This is a genomic window from Salegentibacter lacus (genome assembly GCF_020164555.1).
In the GTDB taxonomy this organism is placed as follows: domain Bacteria; phylum Bacteroidota; class Bacteroidia; order Flavobacteriales; family Flavobacteriaceae; genus Salegentibacter; species Salegentibacter lacus.
The window spans coordinates 20,820-40,913 of sequence record NZ_JAIQZB010000019.1; the positions used below are offsets into that span (position 1 = coordinate 20,820).

At 37.8% G+C, this 20,094-nt stretch carries 13 protein-coding genes; 4 read left to right on the forward strand and 9 right to left on the reverse strand.

The annotated features are described in order from the left end of the window. Positions 1-91: 91 nt before the first annotated feature. The 4 genes from rpsO to tamL all read right to left on the reverse strand — a co-directional run bounded on the left by rpsO (position 92) and on the right by tamL (position 5,128). The gene (gene rpsO / locus LB465_RS14635) at positions 92-361 is read right to left on the reverse strand and encodes a 30S ribosomal protein S15 (protein ID WP_070054961.1); all 270 of its coding nucleotides are present in this window, start codon (positions 359-361) and stop codon (positions 92-94) included. A gap of 111 nt (positions 362-472) precedes the next feature. Next, on the reverse strand, positions 473-1,330 hold the full coding sequence (gene accD, locus LB465_RS14640; RefSeq protein WP_224470644.1) for an acetyl-CoA carboxylase, carboxyltransferase subunit beta: 858 nt from the start codon (positions 1,328-1,330) through the stop codon (positions 473-475). Positions 1,331-1,441: 111 nt separating this feature from the next. Continuing rightward, the gene (fbaA, locus tag LB465_RS14645; RefSeq protein ID WP_224470646.1) at positions 1,442-2,509 is read right to left on the reverse strand and encodes a class II fructose-bisphosphate aldolase; all 1,068 of its coding nucleotides are present in this window, start codon (positions 2,507-2,509) and stop codon (positions 1,442-1,444) included. Positions 2,510-2,554: 45 nt separating this feature from the next. Next, on the reverse strand, positions 2,555-5,128 hold the full coding sequence (tamL, locus tag LB465_RS14650; RefSeq protein WP_224470699.1) for a translocation and assembly module lipoprotein TamL: 2,574 nt from the start codon (positions 5,126-5,128) through the stop codon (positions 2,555-2,557). 37 nt (positions 5,129-5,165) lie between these two features. Here tamL and LB465_RS14655 point away from each other — a divergent pair, with 37 nt between their 5' ends. After that, positions 5,166-5,900: a TrmH family RNA methyltransferase gene (locus tag LB465_RS14655; RefSeq protein WP_224470647.1), complete on the forward strand. Its 735-nt coding sequence runs from the start codon at positions 5,166-5,168 to the stop codon at positions 5,898-5,900. 42 nt (positions 5,901-5,942) lie between these two features. Here LB465_RS14655 and porT read toward each other — a convergent pair whose 3' ends face one another. Together porT and ubiE are read right to left on the reverse strand one after the other, a co-directional pair. Then, positions 5,943-6,605: a type IX secretion/gliding motility protein PorT/SprT gene (gene porT / locus LB465_RS14660; protein WP_224470648.1), complete on the reverse strand. Its 663-nt coding sequence runs from the start codon at positions 6,603-6,605 to the stop codon at positions 5,943-5,945. A 4-nt stretch (positions 6,606-6,609) separates the two neighbouring features. After that, on the reverse strand, positions 6,610-7,338 hold the full coding sequence (gene ubiE / locus LB465_RS14665; RefSeq protein ID WP_224470649.1) for a bifunctional demethylmenaquinone methyltransferase/2-methoxy-6-polyprenyl-1,4-benzoquinol methylase UbiE: 729 nt from the start codon (positions 7,336-7,338) through the stop codon (positions 6,610-6,612). Between the two features lie 138 nt (positions 7,339-7,476). Between ubiE and trkA the strand changes: the two genes are divergently transcribed. Both trkA and LB465_RS14675 read left to right on the forward strand, forming a co-directional pair. Continuing rightward, the gene (trkA, locus tag LB465_RS14670) at positions 7,477-8,826 is read left to right on the forward strand and encodes a Trk system potassium transporter TrkA (RefSeq protein WP_224470650.1); all 1,350 of its coding nucleotides are present in this window, start codon (positions 7,477-7,479) and stop codon (positions 8,824-8,826) included. Beyond that, positions 8,826-10,322, forward strand: coding sequence for a TrkH family potassium uptake protein (locus LB465_RS14675; protein WP_224470651.1), 1,497 nt, complete (start codon positions 8,826-8,828; stop codon positions 10,320-10,322). The genes trkA and LB465_RS14675 overlap by 1 nt, the downstream gene beginning before the upstream one ends. Positions 10,323-10,553: 231 nt before the next feature. Here LB465_RS14675 and LB465_RS14680 read toward each other — a convergent pair whose 3' ends face one another. Beyond that, on the reverse strand, positions 10,554-11,747 hold the full coding sequence (locus LB465_RS14680; protein WP_224470653.1) for a pyridoxal phosphate-dependent aminotransferase: 1,194 nt from the start codon (positions 11,745-11,747) through the stop codon (positions 10,554-10,556). A gap of 25 nt (positions 11,748-11,772) precedes the next feature. Continuing rightward, on the reverse strand, positions 11,773-12,879 hold the full coding sequence (locus LB465_RS14685; RefSeq protein WP_224470654.1) for a fatty acid desaturase family protein: 1,107 nt from the start codon (positions 12,877-12,879) through the stop codon (positions 11,773-11,775). A gap of 121 nt (positions 12,880-13,000) precedes the next feature. Between LB465_RS14685 and rsmG the strand changes: the two genes are divergently transcribed. Next, the gene (gene rsmG, locus LB465_RS14690) at positions 13,001-13,630 is read left to right on the forward strand and encodes a 16S rRNA (guanine(527)-N(7))-methyltransferase RsmG (protein ID WP_224470655.1); all 630 of its coding nucleotides are present in this window, start codon (positions 13,001-13,003) and stop codon (positions 13,628-13,630) included. On the opposite strand, the gene LB465_RS14695 is transcribed toward rsmG, so the two are convergent. Beyond that, positions 13,631-20,094, reverse strand: a 6,464-nt coding sequence (locus LB465_RS14695) for a LamG-like jellyroll fold domain-containing protein (protein WP_224470656.1), incomplete at its 5' end; no start/stop codon positions are given. It abuts the gene before it with no gap.

Sequence of the window (20,094 nt, forward strand, 5' to 3'; positions counted from 1 at the left end):
AGTGAGATTTAATCCCGAACTATCGGGACTACAAGTAATTTACAAATTACTGTTGTATAAAAAAAGGGGGCGTAAAGCCCCCTTTTGAAATTTATTTTCTTAATCCTAATTCTTTAACAATCGCACGATATCTTAAAATATCTTTCTTCATTAAGTAATCAAGTAAGCTTCTTCTTTTACCAACCAACATTACTAAAGAACGCTCTGAGTTGTAATCTTTACGATTCTTTTTTAAGTGATCAGAAAGATGAGAGATTCGGTAGGTGAACAAAGCAATTTGTCCTTCAGCAGAACCTGTATCGGTTTTGCTTTTCCCGTGCTTCTCAAAAATTTCTTCTTTTCTTTCTTTGGCTAAATACATTCCAATATTAATTTTAATGATTTTTATGTATTGACAGTTTTTCTGTCAGGCGGCAAAGATACTACTTTCTAAATAATTACCTATTTATAGAATATCTTTTTCTATTTTATTTTAAGCTCTTACCGGTTGATTCTGAATAAGATCCAAATAAAGGTTCACTTTATTCTTAAGTTCAGATCGTTGTGTTATAAAATCTAAAAAGCCTTTTTCCTTTAGAAATTCTGAAGTTTGGAAATCTTTAGGCAGATCTTTTCCAGTGGTGTCCTTTACAACTCTTGGGCCTGCAAAACCAATTAAAGCGCCGGGTTCAGAAATATTAATATCACCTAACATTGCAAAAGAAGCTGTGGTTCCTCCGGTAGTAGGATCGGTAGCTAAAGAAATATAAGGAATACGGGCTTCTGCAAGCTGTGCTAACCTAACCGAGGTTTTTGCCAACTGCATTAAAGATAAAGCTGCTTCCTGCATTCTTGCACCACCAGATTTAGAAATTACCATTAATGGAATTTGATTTTTTAAAGCATAATCTGCCGCACGTGCAATTTTTTCACCTACTACAGATCCCATAGAACCACCAATAAACCTAAAATCCATACAGGCAATTACCAGGTCTTTTCCTTTAGATTTTCCAAATGCAGTACGAACTGCATCATTAAGTTCGGTTTTTTCCTGGGCTGCTTTTAATCGGTCGGTATATTTTTTGGTATCCTTAAAATTCAAAGGATCCTTAGAGGTCATATCCTTATCCAATTCTGTGAATTCATTATCATCAAAAAGGATCTTAAAATATTCTTTACTACCAATTCTTACGTGGTAGCCGTCTTCGGGGCTCACATAAAAATTGCTTTCCAGCTGCTCTGCATCTACAATCTTCCCGGTGGGAGATTTGTACCAAAGCCCCTTCGGAACATCTTTTTTATCTTCGGTTGGGGTTTGAATTCCTTTTTGTGTTCTTTTAAACCAAGCCATTTTTTTCAGGTTTCAGGGTTCAGCCTTATAATAAGAAATAGACTGAAAGTTTTACTTAAAATAAAAACAGCCGGAATTTAGAAAAAATTCCAGCTGTTTAAAAAATTAGATTTATAAAGTATTTATGTTGTTAAGATCTTCAAATGCCTTTTTAAGTCGGGCTTTAAAAGTTAATTCTCCTTCACGTACCCATTTTCTTGGATCGTAATACTTTTTATTTGGTACATCGTCTCCATCAGGATTTCCAATTTGCGCAGCAAGATACTCTTTTTTGTTATCCATATAATCACGAATTCCTTCAAGATATGCGTATTGAAGATCGGTATCGATATTCATTTTAATTACTCCGTAGCTAATTCCTTCGCGAATTTCTTCAACAGTAGAACCACTACCTCCGTGGAATACAAAATCTATATGGTTTTCTTCCACACCATACTTTTTGGTGATATATTCCTGAGAGTTTTTAAGAATTACCGGGGTAAGCTTTACATTACCTGGCTTATAAACTCCGTGCACGTTACCAAAAGCGGCAGCTATAGTGAACTGGTCGCTTACTTTGCTCAATTCTTCGTATGCATACGCAACTTCTTCCGGCTGAGTGTATAATTTAGAAGAATCAATATCGGTGTTGTCTACACCATCTTCTTCACCACCTGTAACCCCTAGTTCAATTTCAAGGGTCATTCCCATTTTGCTCATTCTCTCAAGATATTTCTTGCAGATTTCGATGTTTTCTTCAAGAGGTTCTTCCGAAAGATCTATCATATGCGAGCTGTATAATGGTTTTCCAAACTGCTCGAAATGTTTTTCACTGGCATCAAGAAGGCCATCTATCCAGGGAAGTAGTTTTTTAGCACAATGGTCTGTATGTAGAATTACTACAGCACCATAAGCTTCAGCTAGTTCGTGAATATGTTTTGCCCCTGCAACGCCTCCTGCGATTGCAGCTTTTTCATCATCGTTAGAAAGTCCTTTTCCAGCGTTGAACTGGGCACCTCCGTTTGAGAATTGAATAATTACCGGTGAATTTAGTTCTGCAGCGGTTTCCATTACTGCATTAGCACTACTGGAACCTATAATATTTACTGCTGGAAGGGCAAACCCCTTTTCCTTGGCATAATTAAATATTTCCTGTACTTCTTTTCCTGTGGCTACGCCTGGTTTAATGTTGTGACTCATAATTTTAGTTGAATTAGAAAAACAAAAATAAGAAAATATGTTGGCTTAGAAAGGATAATTGATACCTACATTATAGACCGCGTGGTTAAAGTTGTAATTTCTAAACCAGCGTTTATCTTCTGGCTGGGCAGGGTCGTAGGTTTTAAAGCCAATATCAAACCTAAGTACAAAAAAGTTAAAATCGTATCTAAGTCCGAAGCCAGAGCCTACAGCAATGTTTTTAAGGTCAGAAAAAGACTCGAAAGTTGCATCTTCATCTTCCACGATATCAAGCACATTCCAGATATTACCAGCATCTACAAAAACTGCCGAATTTAAAGCGCCAAAAAGATTGTAGCGATATTCAACATTAAGGGCGAGTTTCATATTGGCTTCGTTAAATTCGTTGCGACCACCGCTACTTCCCGGGCCAAGATCATAAGCTCTCCAGGCACGATTGTCGTTGGGTCCACCGGCAAAGAAACTTCTTACAAAAGGAATACTATTAGCATTGCCATAGGGAATGGCTACTCCGCCAAAAGCACGAAAAGCTAAAATATTATTCTGCCCCATATCCCAATGTTTTATAAAATCGAGTTCGGTTTTGACGTATTGAGAAAAATTCACCCCCAAAACATTATAATTACCGTTTTCATTTTTCTCAAAACCGGCTATAGAGGAAACGGCAGAAAGAACATTTCCAGCGGTTTCAATTTTAAACCTAAAGCGCGTAAATTCCTGGTCGTAGAGGTTTTTTTTCGTATTCCACAAGTAAGTATAATTAGACGCAAAAATGAGGTTGTTCTCTGTTAAGCGGTTTTTTCTTTCCCCTATGTTATTTACCAATTGAAGTTGATCTTCATTTAACCCTGTAGTACCTCCTGTATCGTTGGATACGTCCTGAATAAAACTTTCGGCTCCGGTTGGGATACTTAATAAGCCTTCTTCATTTAAATAAGCGGGATCTGTAACTATACTTCCTGATTGAAGAATCTCGTTAAGGTCGTTATAGGAATTTCGGTATACATTAAAATAATTATCAATATTCAGATTTCTTACATATTGAATATTTAAAAGATCTACACGGTTAGAAAGTTGCCGGGAAGGATTCCAGCGGTAATTCATAATTCCGGAGAGATTTCTTTTATCCAGCCCTATGTTATTTTGCGTGCTTACCCCTAAACTCAGCGAGGTAAAAGGTTGCATGTATTTTGGGATAAAGCTTTCGGTATTAATTGGCAGGAATATCCTCGGAAAAGTGAGTTTAAGATCGGCGCCAACTTCTGAGATATCAAAAAACCGGTCATCACTTCCGCTTATTGCCGCATCTGTAGAAGAACCAATACTTCCCCGTCCTGAAATTTCGAAATTTTCGGCACCTCGAAAAACATTTCTTATTAAAAGGGAACCTCCAAAACCAATTCCGAATTTCTGAATATTGCTCTGCGAAACATCAAAATCGAATCCTAGCGAATATTTTGGCTGCGGAGTTAGAAAAATATTGGCTACCAAATCGGTACGGGTAGAATCTGAAGGGTCTGGTGTAAATTGTACGTTTGGATATTTAAAAACCCGTAACGAGTTTAGTCGGTTGTAAGTTCGGGAACGGGAAATATCGCTATAGGTATTTCCCGGCCTTATAAAAACGGCATCGGTAATGGCTTCGGGTTTATAACGCAGTTTCTCAAAACTATAAAGTGTATAGCCTTCTTCTGTAGTTATACTATCGGTTAACGGCTGATTTCGATTGGCATATTTAAAGTCTGTAAAAATATTTACTTTGCTTATTTCGTGAATTTTAAAAGGTACCCGGGAAGTAGTGTCTTCCTCTGAGGCAAATCGGTTTTTTATAATTAAAGTAGTGTTTACTTTTCCACCGGTATTAATAGTATCAGCATCAAAACTTATGTATTCCTGGTCAAAATTATAAACCCCATTATTTCTAAAAAGAGAAGTTAAACGGTCCCTTTCTTCATTAATATCCAGAGTTCTGTATTGAACGCCTTCTTTAATAATAGATTCGTCTTTGTTGAGTTTGTATAAGGAATCTATAACTTTCGAAGCAATATTTGTGGTGATAGAGTCTAAATGGTATGCATCCCCGGTAGTGACTTCATATTCAACGCGGGCACGTTTTTTTTTATTTTCTGAAGGAATTATCTCATAATCGGTTTCTACATTAAACCAGCCATTGTTCCAGTACCAGGAGTTGAGCCTGTTAACCGATTTCCTGGTTTCTTCTTCACTAACAATTACTGGTTCTTCACCAGTTCTTTTTATCCACTCATTAAAAGATTTTCGGGAATGCAGAAATTTTTCAAACTGCTTGTAAGAGAGAATATCTACCAGAGTATTTTTCTTGCTTTCATTTTCAAGATATTTTTCACTTAAAATAGAATCGATATCGGGCCGGGCAAGATTGTAAAAATGAAGTCTTAGTGGAATTCCCAGGAAACTGGTATTTGGTTCCTGGTATAGTTGATTGTAAATACGGGTTTCATTAATCTTTTCGTCGTTTACGAAAATTTCATTGTTAGTGAGCAATTTATCATCACCCTCTACGCGTTTAACGGCATTACAGGAAATTAAAAAAAGCAGGCTTAAAAAAAATAATGATATTTTTGCGAAATGCCGATTCAAACACACATTTTTAAGAGATCAAAATTACATTTTTTGTATGGTTAGTAAAAGCCAAATTAAGTTAATAACCAGTCTTGCACAAAAAAAATACCGTTATAAACACAGACTTTTTGTAGCGGAAGGTTTTAAGACAATAAGCGAGCTGATAAATTCTGATTTCACCCTAAATAAGCTCTTTTCTTTAGAGGCGGATTTTGGACAGAAACCTGGTGAAATTCAAAAAATTGATGAGCGGGAACTTAAGAAAATAAGTTTTCTCAAAACACCGCAAACTGCATTGGCCTTATTTGAAATTCCTGAGGAAAAGATAATTCAGGAAAAAGATCTAACACTGGCATTAGATGGCGTTCGCGATCCTGGGAACCTGGGGACTATTATTCGTCTTTGCGATTGGTTTGGAATAACAAACCTGGTTTGTTCGCAAGATTCGGTAGATTGCTATAATCCAAAAGTAGTTCAGGCTACTATGGGATCTTTGGCCCGGGTGAATATTTTTTACTGCGATTTAAATACTTTCCTTGAAAATTCTGAATCACCGGTTTATGGTGCTTTTATGGATGGTGAGAATATTTACCGAAGTAATACTGAAGAAAAGGCAATTCTGGTTATGGGGAATGAGGCAAATGGGATTTCAGCTGAAATAGAAGAATTAATACAAAAGAAAATTAGCATCCCGAGATTTGGAGAACTTAAAGAAACTGAAAGCCTTAACGTGGCAACCGCAACCGCAATTCTTTTAAGTGAATTTAAACGAAGGGATTTTATCCGCTAAACCGAAATTTAAAATATTCGTTTTTAAGTTTTACCATGAAATTTATTGAAACGTAAAATTAAGAAAAACAGCTTGTGAACGCATCGCGTCTACTGCCGAGAATTGTGTTTCTACCATTTCATTATTTATTGTAAAAACCCCTCTTATTGAAGGAGAGAATTTAAAGTAATAGAGGTAAAGATCTATCCCTAAACCGACTTCATAATGATAGTTATTGGTTCTTAAACGCGTATCAACATCCGGATTATTTTCATTACTGGAAAGGTTTATGGAAGTAGAAAAACCACCAACCACAAAAGGTTTAAAATTATTATTCCGATCGGCCGAAAATTTTAATAATAAAGGTATATGTACGTATGTAGCGTTTACTTCTTCAATTTCCTGAGTATATGGAGGTCTAAAATTACGAGTGTTAAAAGTTACCCCTGGTTCAAGACGTAGGTCTAAATTGTTGTTAAGCCTTAAATTACCCACCAGACCAACATTGAAGCCCATGGTTTTTTCAATGATTAGATCATTGCCGTTGGGTGCTATTTCATCATTATATTTAAATTTAAAATCGTAGGTATTAAACCCCAGGTAATATCCCCAGGACCAGCGTTGTTTATCAAAGTTTTCGTTGTTTACAATTTTATCTCCCCCAAAGATTTGCGCATAACCAAACTGAACGCAAAAAAGTAAGACAATAACAAAAAATTTCTTCATAGTATTATTTTGAAGCAGTATAAATGGTGGCAACCCCAAATGTTTGTGGTTTGTCTTCTACATCTATAAACCCCGTTTTCTTTAAAATATTGTTGAAAGTTTCTCCATAAGGAAATGCAGCGGCACTTTTACTTAAATAAGTGTAAGCTTCCCGGTCTTTAGAAAATACCCGCCCAATGAGGGGTAACATATAGCCGGAGTATAATTTATAACCTTGTTTAAACGGAAACCTGGTAGGGACAGAAGTTTCCAAAACTACAAAAATTCCACCTGGTTTTAGAACCCTTTGGATTTCTGATAATCCTTTTTCTAAATTTTCAAAATTACGTACGCCAAAGGCTACGGTTATAGCATCAAAAGAACTGTCTTCAAAAGGTAAGGCTTCAGAGTCTCCCTGAATCATTTCAATCTTATCGGTTAACTGTTTCGTGGCAATTTTCTTGCGGCCAACCTTAAGCATACCTTCAGAAAGATCGAGACCTACAATTTTTTCAGCATTAATATCGGCCATTTGTATGGCAAGATCTCCGGTGCCGGTAGCGATGTCTAAAACAGCTTTTGGTTTTTGGGCTTTCACTAGTGCAATTACCTTTTTTCGCCATTTTACATCGGTTCCCATAGAAATTACCCGATTTAGCCCATCGTAATTACCAGATATTTTATCAAACATCTGCTCAACCTGTTTTTTCTTATTAAGACCGGAATCCTGGTAAGGAGTAACCTTTTTACTCATAATAACAATTTTGGTTCAAAGATACACGATATGAAATAATTGAGGTTGAAACTTTTAGAATTTGTTGTAGGCTCCTTTGGTTTTTGGTTAGTGTAAAATACTGTACATTTGTTCTTCTTTTCAATTTTAAGCTGTTATATGAAGATAATTATTGCCGGAGCAGGTGAAGTCGGATTTCATTTGGCAAAATTGCTTTCTTTTGAGTCCCAGGATATCACGCTAATTGATACCAGCCGGGATAATCTTACGTATGCTGATACGCATTTAGATATCAGGACGATTAAGGGAGATGCTACTTCAATCTCAATTTTAAAAGATGCGCAGGTAAAGCATGTAGATATGCTTATAAGTGTAACTTCCAGTGAGGCTACTAATATTACCTGTTGTGTTTTGGCAAAACAGTTGGGAGCAAAAAGAACCATAGCCCGAATCTCTAATACTGAATTTCTTGAAAATAAGGAAGAAATTGGTTTTACCAGTTTCGGGATAGACGAATTAATTTCTCCTGAAGCTCTGGCGGCAAGGGAAATTGCCTTGTTGCTGAATCAATCTGCTTTTAACGATAGCTATGAGTTTGAAAATGGCGCATTGACTATGATAGGCCTTAGCCTTTCTAGAAATGCGCTATTTGTAGGTAAAACTGTAAAAGAAGCCGCCAATATTTTTCCAGACCTTAATTTTGTGCCAATCGCTATACAGCGTTATGGCACTCAATATACACTCATTCCGCGAGGCGATACTCAGTTTAAGGAAGGTGACCAGGTGAATTTTGTCACTCTAAAACGCGGGGTAGAAAACCTTTATAAACTTACCGGTAAAACAAAACATGCTATTAAAAATGTCATGATTTTGGGCGGAAGTAAAATTGGTAAAAAAACAGCCATAGATCTTTGTAGGAACAATTTTCATGTAAAATTGGTAGAAAGCGATAAAGAAAAAGCTTACGATCTGGCCGATGAACTTCCTAATGCGCTTATAATTCACGGTGATGGTAGAAATGTAGAGTTGCTGGAAGAAGAGAATGTGCACGATATGGATGCCTTTATCGCAGTTACGGGTAATTCTGAAACCAATATCATGTCCTGTCTGGTGGCAAAATCGAAAAGTGTCAAGAAAACTATCTCTTTAGTAGAGAATATGGATTACTACCAGTTAAGTCATTCTATTGGAATTGATACTTTAATCAATAAAAAACTTCTTGCTGCTAATAATATTTTTAGATATGTGAGGAAAGGGGAAGTAGTGGCAATGACCAAGATCAATAATATGAATGCCGAATTACTGGAGTTTATTGTTAAACCAAATTCACAGGTTTGCAATAAGAAAATTAAGAATCTGGATTTCCCGAGATCGGCAATTATTGGAGGAATTATAAGAGATGGCGAAGGAATTATTGCCCTGGGAGATTTTAAGATTACTCGAGGTGACCGAATTGTGGTTTGCTGCTTACCAAGATCTATTAAAAAGGTTGAAAAACTCTTTCTATAATGCCAAGACTTAATCACCAGATTATCCTTCACGTTATGGGACTGTTGCTTTTATGCAATGGTGGTTTTATGCTATTAGCGGTTTTAGTGAGCTGGTTTTATGAAGATGGGGTTACTATAGATATCCTCGCAGCCGCTTTTATTACCTTATTTCTTGGTGTGCTGTTAATGTTTACAACCAGGGGGCACCGCAAGGAAGTAAAGAAACGTGAAGGTTATATTATTGTGACTTTTGGTTGGATTTTTATGGCTTTAAGCGGAACGCTACCTTATGTTTTAAGCGAATCTATTCCTGCTTTTACCGATGCTTTTTTTGAAACCATGTCTGGTTATACCACTACAGGGGCTTCGGTTTTAAATGATATTGAATCTATTCCCAAAGGAATTCTTTTCTGGCGTAGCCTTACCCATTGGATTGGAGGAATGGGAATTATAGTTTTAGCCATTGCCATTTTGCCATTATTGGGAATAGGAGGGATGCAGCTGTTTGCTGCGGAAGCTCCCGGTCCCAGTGCCGATAAGCTGAAACCTAGAATTACCGATACCGCTAAGCGCTTATGGTTAATTTACGTGAGCTACACAGTAGCTGAAACAATTTTGTTGAAAGTAGCCGGAATGAGCTTTTTTGATGCAATAAACCATTCTCTTAGTACACTTTCTACCGGTGGTTTTTCAACTAAAAATATCAGTGTAGCCTATTGGAACGACAGGCCGATTATTCAGTATATCATCATACTTTTTATGTTTTTGGCAGGGGCTAATTTTGTTTTAAGCTATTATAGTTTTAAAGGAAGGGTTCAAAAAGTTCTGCACGACGATGAGTTTAAGTGGTATTTCTTTTTCATAGCAATTTTTACGATAGTCGCTTCTGTATTTATTTACTTTGAAGCTGATGTGGCCCTTTCTCAAATAGACCATCCAATGGTATGGGGTGAAGCCGAAAGTGCTTTTAGGCACGCTCTTTTTCAGGTTTTAGCAATTATAACCACTACAGGTTTTGTTACTGCCGACTATACCATGTGGACGCCCTTTCTTACTATTCTCTTTTTCGGGATGTTCTTTTTAGGAGGTTCTGCCGGGTCTACTTCTGGTGGGGTTAAAGTGATGCGACATATTATAATGATTAGAAATGGCGGGATTGAATTTAAACGTGCATTACACCCTAATGCAATTTTACCGGTGCGATTTAACGGAAAATCTATTGGAAAAGGAGTGACCTTTAATATCCTTGGTTTCTTTATCCTTTATATGCTATCCTTTATTATCGGCTCTGTAGTTTTAGGAGGATTAGGGCTCGATTTTGAAACAGCTATTGGGGGCGCAGCCTCTTCCCTGGGGAATATTGGCCCTGCTTTTGGTGCACTTGGCCCGGTAAATAATTTTGATATTTTACCACCCATTGGTAAATGGTGGTGTTCGTTTTTAATGCTAATAGGAAGGCTAGAACTATTTACTGTTCTTATTTTGTTAACTCCATTTTTCTGGAGGAATAGATAAGATGCAATCTAAAAATAGAAGGGCTGTCTTAAATGTATTTAAAATTGTCATCCTGAACTTGCTTCAGAATCTAAGACGTTAGAATTAACAACAAATTAGAAGCTGAAACAAGTTCAGCTTGACGAATATGTTATTTCTAATACTACTTTTTGATAGGTCTAAAAAAAATCCTGATAAGTTTTTAAACGCATCAGGATTTTGAAAAATAAATTATTTTTTAAGCTGTGAAAATTATGCTTCAGATAAAGCAGATTTAATTCGTTTCATTGCTTCTTCAATTTGAGATTCACTTGCCGCGTAAGATATCCTGATGCAATCAGGATTTCCAAAAGCATCTCCGGTTACGGTGGCTACAAGAGCTTCTTCTAATAAAAACATAGAGAAATCTGTAGCGTTTTCAATCTTATGACCTTTAATAGTTTTTCCGAAGAAATGAGAAACATTAGGGAAAACATAAAAAGCACCTTCAGGCTCTGTAGTTACAAAACCTTCAATGTTATTTAATAGATCAATAATGATCTTTCTCCTTTTCTTAAAGGTATCTACCATAAAGCTAATTTTGCTTACGGGAGCTTCCAGTGCAGTAATTACCGCACGTTGAGCAATACAATTCGCGCCACTGGTAATTTGGCCCTGCATCTTATTGCAGGCACGGGCAATCCAGGTTGGAGCGCCTATGTATCCAATTCTCCAGCCAGTCATAGCAAAAGCTTTAGAAACACCGTTTACCGTAACTACACGATCGTACATATCTTCAAATTGAGCCATAGATGCGTGGCCGCCAACGAAATTAATGTGTTCATAAATTTCATCACTTACAATAACAATATCCGGATGTTTTTTAAGTACATCGGCCAGGCCTCTTAATTCTTCTTTGCTGTAAACCATCCCGCTGGGATTGCATGGAGAACTGTACCAGATCATTTTTGTTTTTGGAGTGATAGCGGCTTCCAGTTGCTCGGGAGTCATTTTGAAATCCGTTTCTACCGAAGTTGGAACTTCTACCGGAACGCCTTCAGCAAGCTTTACTATTTCAGCATAGCTTACCCAGTAAGGACATGGTAAAATAACTTCGTCACCCGGATTTAATAAAACCATGGCTACATTCGCTAAAGATTGTTTGGCTCCTGTAGAAACTACAATTTGAGAATGATTATAAGTAAGATCGTTATCGCGCTTAAATTTATTGATTATCGCATCTTTCAACTCTACATAACCATCTACTGGAGTGTACGAATTATAGTTGTCGTTAATCGCTTGGATCGCGGCATCTTTGATAAAATCTGGAGTGTTAAAATCTGGTTCTCCCAGACTTAACCCGATAATGTCTTTCCCTTCTGCTCTAAGTTCACGCGCTTTTGCAGCCATAGCGAGGGTTTGGGAAGTTGCTAAGTTGTTAATTCGGTTGGATAATTGTTCTTGCATTCTTTAATTGGTTACTAATTAGTTATTAAGACGAAATTGCAGGTTTCGCACCCATTTCTTTTAAATGTTTAAAATGGGCAATTATTGCTGCGCGTGTGGTTTTGTATTCGTGATAAGGAAGGTTGCATTCTGCTGCAGTTTCCTTAACTATTTTAGCTATTTTGTCGTAATGAATATGACTGATATTTGGAAAAATATGATGTTCTACCTGGTGGTTTAATCCGCCGGTAAACCAGTTTACAATTTTATTCTTTGTTGCAAAATTAACCGTAGTAAACAGCTGGTGAATTGCCCAGGTGTTCTTCATAGACCCGGTTTCATCTGGTAAAGGCATTTCGGTTTCTTTTACCACGTGGGCTAACTGAAATACGATACTAAGAATTAATCCTGCAGTATAATGCATCACGAAGAATCCAATTAGGATTTTCCACCAGGCAATTGATAAAATTAACATAGGAATTACAATCCAAATAGAAACATAAATAAGTTTAGTAATTGCGATAATACTCCATTGGGTTACCGGATTAGGCATTTTTCCGTAAGATAATTTTCTTTTCAGGTAATTTTTTGTTTGTTTAAAGTCTGTCGTCAAAGCCCAGTTAAAGGTTAACAGGCCATATAGGAATACAGAATAATAATGTTGAAAGCGGTGAAAACTATACCATTTTGAATGTTCAGAAAATCTTATTACTCTTCCCGCGTCCAGATCTTCATCGTGCCCGTGGATATTGGTGTAGGTATGGTGCAATACATTATGTTGTACCTGCCAGTTATAAACATTACCGGCAAGCACATAAATTGTACCTCCCATAAATTTATTAACCCATTTCTTCGAAGAATAAGAGCCGTGATTCCCATCGTGCATAATATTCATTCCCACTCCGGCCATACCGGCACCCATTACCACGGTAAGAAGCAGCATCCACCATTGTGAAATATCAAGGGTGAGAATTAAAAAATATGGGGTTAGAAACAGGGAGAACATGGCTACTGCTTTAACGTGCAGTTTCCAGTTTCCGGTTTTTTTAATGTTGTTCTCCTTAAAGTAACTGTTTACCCTTTTGTTGAGTATTCTAAAGAATTTTGTGGAATCCTTTCGGGGGAACTTTATATGATTTTGAATGTTTTCCATGTAATTTTTTCTAAGCGGTAAAGATAAAATATTTCTATAGTTAATCTATAATCTATACCGTATTAATATACGCTGCAATTTCAGCACCAAATTATGTATTTTTGTGCAAATTGTGAAAACTTTGGATTTAATAAAGAAATACTTCCCCGATTTAACCGATGACCAATACTCAAAATTTGAGCAAATGGAATCGCTTTACAAAGACTGGAATCTTAAAATTAATGTGGTCTCCCGTAAGGATATAGATGAAATTTACCTTAGGCATGTTTTACACTCGCTGGGAATTGCAAAAATTCTGGAGTTTAAACCGGGAGCTGAAATTTTAGATGTTGGAACGGGCGGCGGATTTCCGGGAATTCCTCTGGCAATACTATTTCCTGAAACCAATTTTCATTTAGTAGATTCCATAGGAAAAAAAATGAAAGTGGTAGATGAAGTTGTTGGGGGGCTAAAACTAACTAACGTAAAAACTACAAATGCCAGGGTAGAAGAGATCAAAGGAACTTACGATTTTATAGTGAGCAGGGCAGTGGCAGCAATGCCTACCTTTGTGCATTGGACCAAAGGAAAAATTGCTAAGAAAAGTCAGCACGAACTAAAAAACGGAATTCTTTACCTTAAAGGCGGAGATCTCACGGTAGAACTTCGCGATTACCCAAAAGCAAGAATTTATGAACTCCGCGATTATTTTGAGGAAGAATTCTACGAAACCAAAAAGGTGGTTTATCTACCCTTAAAATACAAACCTTAATTAGTCTTTTCTTATAATCACCTTCTTAGCATAATTGCCCGCGCTGGTAAAGACTTTTACTATGTACACTGCTGAACTCAAAGATTTTTTCTGTGGAATATGAATCTCTTTAATGTCGGGTATTCCAAAATGCTGATCTACCAACTGGCCAGCAATATTATAAACATCCATATGCTCAATTTTATGAAGTTCAGGATTGCTAATTACGAATTCCTTGTTTTCAAGTGAGTAGTAATAATCAATTGGGCCTTCACCGGGTTCTTTATCCTTTCCGGTAGAGGTCTCATCGTGAAAAACAATTTCATATAAATCCTGATATTCGCCTGCAGGTAAACTGGCTTTAAAAGCTTCTTTGCGTAAGTCGTGATAAGTGCTATCGCTATTATCACGTAAGTAGATATCAATGATATCTGGAACGTTCTCCAATTCCCCAATTTCTATTTTGAATTCATCTTCTTTAGCGATCTTAAGGCCTATTGGTAGTTCCTGATCTAAATTAAAGTGAGGTACGCCCTGAATTACAAATTTATTTTCTTTGATTATCCAGAACATATCTTCAGGAATGTTGTCATTTAAAAGAGCGTCGTACCCTAAATCAAAACCATTTGTAGTATAGGCATCAGCAGTAACTAAAATCTGTCTTTGGTAACCAAGCGGAGAGGTAAAGTTTAATCTTATTTTATATCTTGAATCCTTAGTTTTAACCGGTTTTGGACCTTTATTAAGATCAATAGGTTTTAGAAATTGTGAATCATTTGCATTAGCTTCAGTTGCAAAAGCTCGTTGACCATTATTGAAAATTATATTTCCACCGCTTATATTTATACCTTCAGCCAGATCTGGGTCTAAAACTGTATTCACGAAAAATCCCTGACCTACCGGAATAAATGACCCTGGGGTTTTGGTTCCCGTAGCGTTGTTATTATTAATACGTTCGTCTACAGAAGATGCAGATTGCACTGCTCCAGATAGATTTATAGTGGCATAACCACCTACATATTCCCGTAAAATATGCGTTTTACCGCCAAAATGATCCCAAAAATAAAGAGCACCATTAAAAATATTTGCGGTATTGGTTGCGCCTGCTACTACATTTTTATCGAGGTTGTCCAAAATAAATTGCCTAGCTTCAATCGCCGACGGATAAGGATTCCCTAAAAGGTAATTTTGATCATTGGCAATATTCAACGCATTAGTTAGAGGTCCGTTATTTGGAAAACCTTTAAAAGTGTAATTCTGAAGGTCCTGTATGTTGGCATTACCTGAGGTTCCCTTCATGGTATAACCTTCTCCCGGTAATAAAGTTCCATCCTTTCCTATATATTTCCATTCACTATATTGATTGGCATCGCCCCTAAATTTATACAACCAACGACCACTAATTTTTCTCGGAACGCTATAATTTCCATCGGCATAGGTAACATGTCCGGGAGGTCCTATATCAAGGTTTTTTGGAGATGCCTTATCGGTACCGTCGTGCATAACAGAGGCGATGGTGTAAGATTGGTTTCCTGTATTGGAAACTACCGGAGAACTCCAATAATTATAATTATAGCTATTGGCGGTTCCTTGCTGGTCACGGGTAAGATAACCCGAACCGGTAAGGATGCTGCCTTTGGTTTGTACTAACTGCGATTCTCCGTTAAGGTCTATATGTCCATTTAGTTCCAGGTAATGGGTAATACGTAATTCGTTGCCTGAAGCGTTATCTTCTCCTTGCATTTTTAACTCAGTGGCAGGCTCAGAAAACAATCCTAATAGTTTAATATCTTTATTATTGGAATTTAAATCGTCGTTTTGAACGGCGATGTTCCAGTTTATTTCTGTTTCGTTATCAATTCCGATATCATTAGGGAAAGTCCAATGTTTGGTAGCGTTTGGGTCCCAGGAATTGCGAGTATGCCAGTTTCCTGTTGCTTCAGATTCATAAGGAAGAGGTGCAGAGGCTTGTTGGGGAGTGGTAATGTTTTTTAATTCTCCTGGAAAACCAATGTCAGACCCATCATTGTAGGGGTAAAGGTTTCCACAGTTTACTTTGTCCATTCTATAATACCCAATTAAATCTACCCAATTAAGATTTTTTATATCAAATGGAAGCACCTCACCGGCCACGGCTGCTCCGTTATTTTTGATACGCTGATTCATCATTTCCCGTAATTGATTTGGTGTTAAATCAACATTCCAAATTCTAAATTCTTCCATCCATCCATGAAAGTGATTTGTGGGTAGGTCAAATTCAGACTGATCTACAGCGCCCAGTAGGGCTTTGCTGAGGTTTGCATCGGGAGATCCACCGGCGGTAGATTTTATAAGAACCCCATCAACGTAAAGCTTATATTCTCCCGAAGAGGAGTGGGTAACAGCAATATGATACCACCTATTAGCTTGAACTTTATGAGGTGAAGAGTTTATAGTTCCGCTGTTATTCCAGTTAAAAGATACTTCTCCGTCGTTAATTGAAAGGTCATAACCTTTATTTTCAGCGTAATTTGCATCTCTTTTTGAAAAGATTGTTTGAATTCCGCTGGTAGATTCTGGCTTAACCCAAACTTCTATGCTGAATGCTTTTTTGTTGGTACTGTTGGATAAGTGATAATTGTCTTTGCTGAAATCTATATAATCGTTAATTCCATCAAAGTTAATTTGATTACATTCTTTGATTTCTACTGTAATAGAATCTGAGCAACCATCTACCGTCCAGGTTAAATTATAGGTTCCTTCGTTTCCGGTAAAAGTGGCATTGGGGTCGTTAATACCAGAAAAAGATTCCGAAACACAATTGTTGGTGCCACTTACCCTCGTCCAGGACCAGGTGCCTATTTCGCCAGTACCGGGGTCATCACAGTTTATACAGTTGGTGGGTTTTGAAGGATATGCTCCTTTTTCATTGTTTTCAGTCGCTGTAAGTGTATTGTCATAAGCATTGAGTTGCACTGTATTTTGGCCACACTCATCATTGGATAATATAATATCTTCCCCTGCATAGGAATAAGAAACAAGAATATTGATTAAATCTGTTCCCTCTTCGTTATAAGTTCTACAACCGTTAATTAAAGCAGTCCCACCATATTCGTGTTGCCCCGGAACAGCTGGAGTGAAAGCAATAGGTACTTCTGTACGGCCTACTACAAAAGGATCTTCGTTGGGATCTCCAATACCATCGGTCCATTCCAACTCGGTGTCCACAAAAACCTCTTCGTTAACAGTTATATTATCCATGGCCCAAACACTCTTATCGCTTGTTCCGGTAAATTTCCATCTAATTCTTACATTGTTTTCCCCAATATAGTCTTCAAGAGAGATAGAGGTGTTGTCTGTACTAAAATTGTAATTGCTAGCATCAGATCCGGCATAGGATTCGGCAGTACCAGAGGTAAACCATTTTTTAATCCCCGTGCCCGGTGAGTGCATTATCTGAAGCGTGGAATACGTGCTTCCCCCGTCAGTTGAAATTTCAATTACTGCGTTGTCTCCATCGGCAAAATAAAAGGCCTGATCAAAATCTAAGCTTGCCGATACCGCATTAGAAAAATCTAAAATTGGACTTTCTAAGGTTGTAGGGTTATTTCCTTTGTATTGGCTGTCACTAAAGTCTCCCTGAGCTATAGCAAACTTACCATCGCCTCCATCATAAGTGATATCACCAAATTCATGATCATTGGTACCCGACCAATTTCGAGGTTTTTTTGAATTACCACCGGCGGTAAAACCTCCGGGGTTTCCATCTGTGAGCCATGAATTAGGATCCTGAGTATTTAGCTGTCCCTGATTAAAATCTCCCGGTGCTTCATTGGGTAATGCAGGTTGTGTAGCAGTATAATTACTTTTAGCAAGAAGATTTACTTCGTCTCCCAGGCAATATTTATTATTCGTTTCCGGTTCTAAATTTTCAACTGTAGGGGCATCTCCTACGGGTAAAGTTCTTATATAAAAACTGTTGGAATATTCGGCACAGGTTCCTGTTTGAACAAGGACCCTATAGTAAGTAGAGACTAGTTCACCTTCTGCAAAGTTCGCAGTATATAAGTTGCCAGTATTATTTATGATTTCCCAAATACCTTTATTAACCGAAAATTTCTCCCAATGTATAATGTTGCCTCTTTCGCCTGTAAGGTCTAAATCAACAGAAATAGCTTCGCCACAGGCCGAAATATCAATTTGTTTTTGAAAAACAGAAGATTCAAAAGTGCCTGTTAATGTTCCACCATCTACATCTAAAGGTTTAAGCTCAATTTCCTGAATTTGAGTTGATTTATTCCCTTTGCTATCAATAAATTCCCATTCAATGCTATTAGTTCCAGTAAAAGAGTAAGGAAATTCAAAATTTTCACTTAAGTTTCCGGAGATAGGGCCTTCACAGGCATCTGTGGCGGTTGGTATGTCCAATTCATCTATACTGGTAATTTGGCATCCACTTATAATCTTTTTGGGTAGAGAGCCTGAATCGGGAACAGGAGCTACATTGTTATTAATTATAACATTTTGTTCAATAGGGCCAATTTCATTACCTGCAGCATCTGTAAAATACCAGTAAATTGTCTCTGAGGCATCAAATGTAAGATTGGTAAGGCCAGTTGTTCCAGTGATTGTTCCATCACAATTATCGGGTGTTGTAGGAGGCGTAACTGTTAAAGGACATTCACTAATTAAATCAGGTAATTCCGGAATTGTAGGATTTGTGGTGTCGTCAACGGTTATTTGTTGAGTTACATTGATGGAGTTTCCGGCATCATCTGTTACGCTATAGGTTCTGGTGATGATTTCCGGATTGGAGTTGCCATCACTTATATCGGAAACAAAAGCTACTGTTGGATTAACGGTACAATTATCAGCTTCATCAGTAACCACTGTAATATCAGCGGTAGGAATATCGGCTGTACATTGAACGCTTACAGGCGCCGGGTTACTTGCTGTAGGATCTGTAGTGTCGTCAACGGTTATTTCCTGGGTTACATTGATGGTATTTCCGGCATCATCTGTTACGCTATAGGTTCTGGTGATGATTTCCGGATTAGAGTTGCCATCACTTATATCTGAAACAAACTCTACTGTTGGATTAGCAGTACAATTATCAGCTTCATCAGTAACCACTGTAATATCAGCGGTAGGAATATCGGCTGTACATTGAACGCTTACAGGCGCCAGGTTACTTGCTGTAGGATCTGTAGTGTCGTCAACGGTTATTTGTTGAGTTACATTGATGGTATTTCCGGCATCATCTGTTACGCTATAGGTTCTGGTGATGATTTCCGGATTAGAGTTGCCATCACTTATATCTGAAACAAAAGCTACCGTTGGATTGTCAGTACAATTATCAGCTTCATCAGTAACCACTGTAATATCAGCAGCAGGAATATCGGCTGTACATTGAACGCTTACAGGCGCCGGGTTACTTGCTGTAGGATCTGTAGTGTCGTCTATGGTTATTTGTTGAGTTACATTGATGGAGTTTCCGGCATCATCTGTTACGCTATAGGTTCTGGTGATGATCTCAGGATTGCTATTGCCATCGCTAGCATCAGATACAAAAGCGACAGTTGGATTAGCGGTACAATTGTCAGCTTCATCATTAACCACTGTAATATCAGCAGCAGGAATATCGGCTGAACACTGAACGCTTACAGGCGCCGGGTTACTTGCTGTAGGATCTGTGGTGTCGTCAACGGTTATTTGTTGAGTTACATTGATGGAGTTCCCGGCATCATCTGTTACGCTATAGGTTCTGGTGATGACCTCAGGATTGGAGTTGCCATCACTTATATCTGAAACAAAAGCTACAATCGGAGCAGAAGTACAATTATCAGCTTCATCAGTAACCACTGTAATATCAGCGGTAGGAATATCGGCTGTACATTGAACGCTTACAGGCGCCGGATTACTTGCTGTAGGATCTTCGTTATCTTCAATCGTAACTTTTTGATTGGCATTAGCGGTATTTCCTGAATCATCTGTGACCGTCCAGGATACTGTAGTTTCTCCTAGTGGAAAAGAAGCAGGAGCATCATTTATTACCGAAGCAACTCCGCAATTGTCACTTGTAGTGGAGCTTCCCAGTGAAACATTGGTAGCATCACAGCTTCCAGTATCTGAATCTATTACTAAATCAGCCGGAGCTGTAATTGTTGGGACCTCGTTATCTTCAACCGTAACTTTTTGATTGGCATTAGCGGTATTTCCTGAATCATCTGTGACCGTCCAGGTTACTGTAGTTTCTCCTAGTGGAAAAGAAGCAGGAGCATCATTTGTTACCGAAGCAACTCCGCAATTGTCACTTGTAGTGGAGCTTCCCAGTGAAACATTGGTAGCATCACAGCTTCCAGTATCTGAATCTATTATTAAATCAGCCGGAGCTGTAATTGTTGGGACCTCGTTATCTTCAACCGTAACTTTTTGATTGGCATTAGCGGTATTTCCTGAATCATCTGTGACCGTCCAGGTTACTGTAGTTTCTCCTAGTGGAAAAG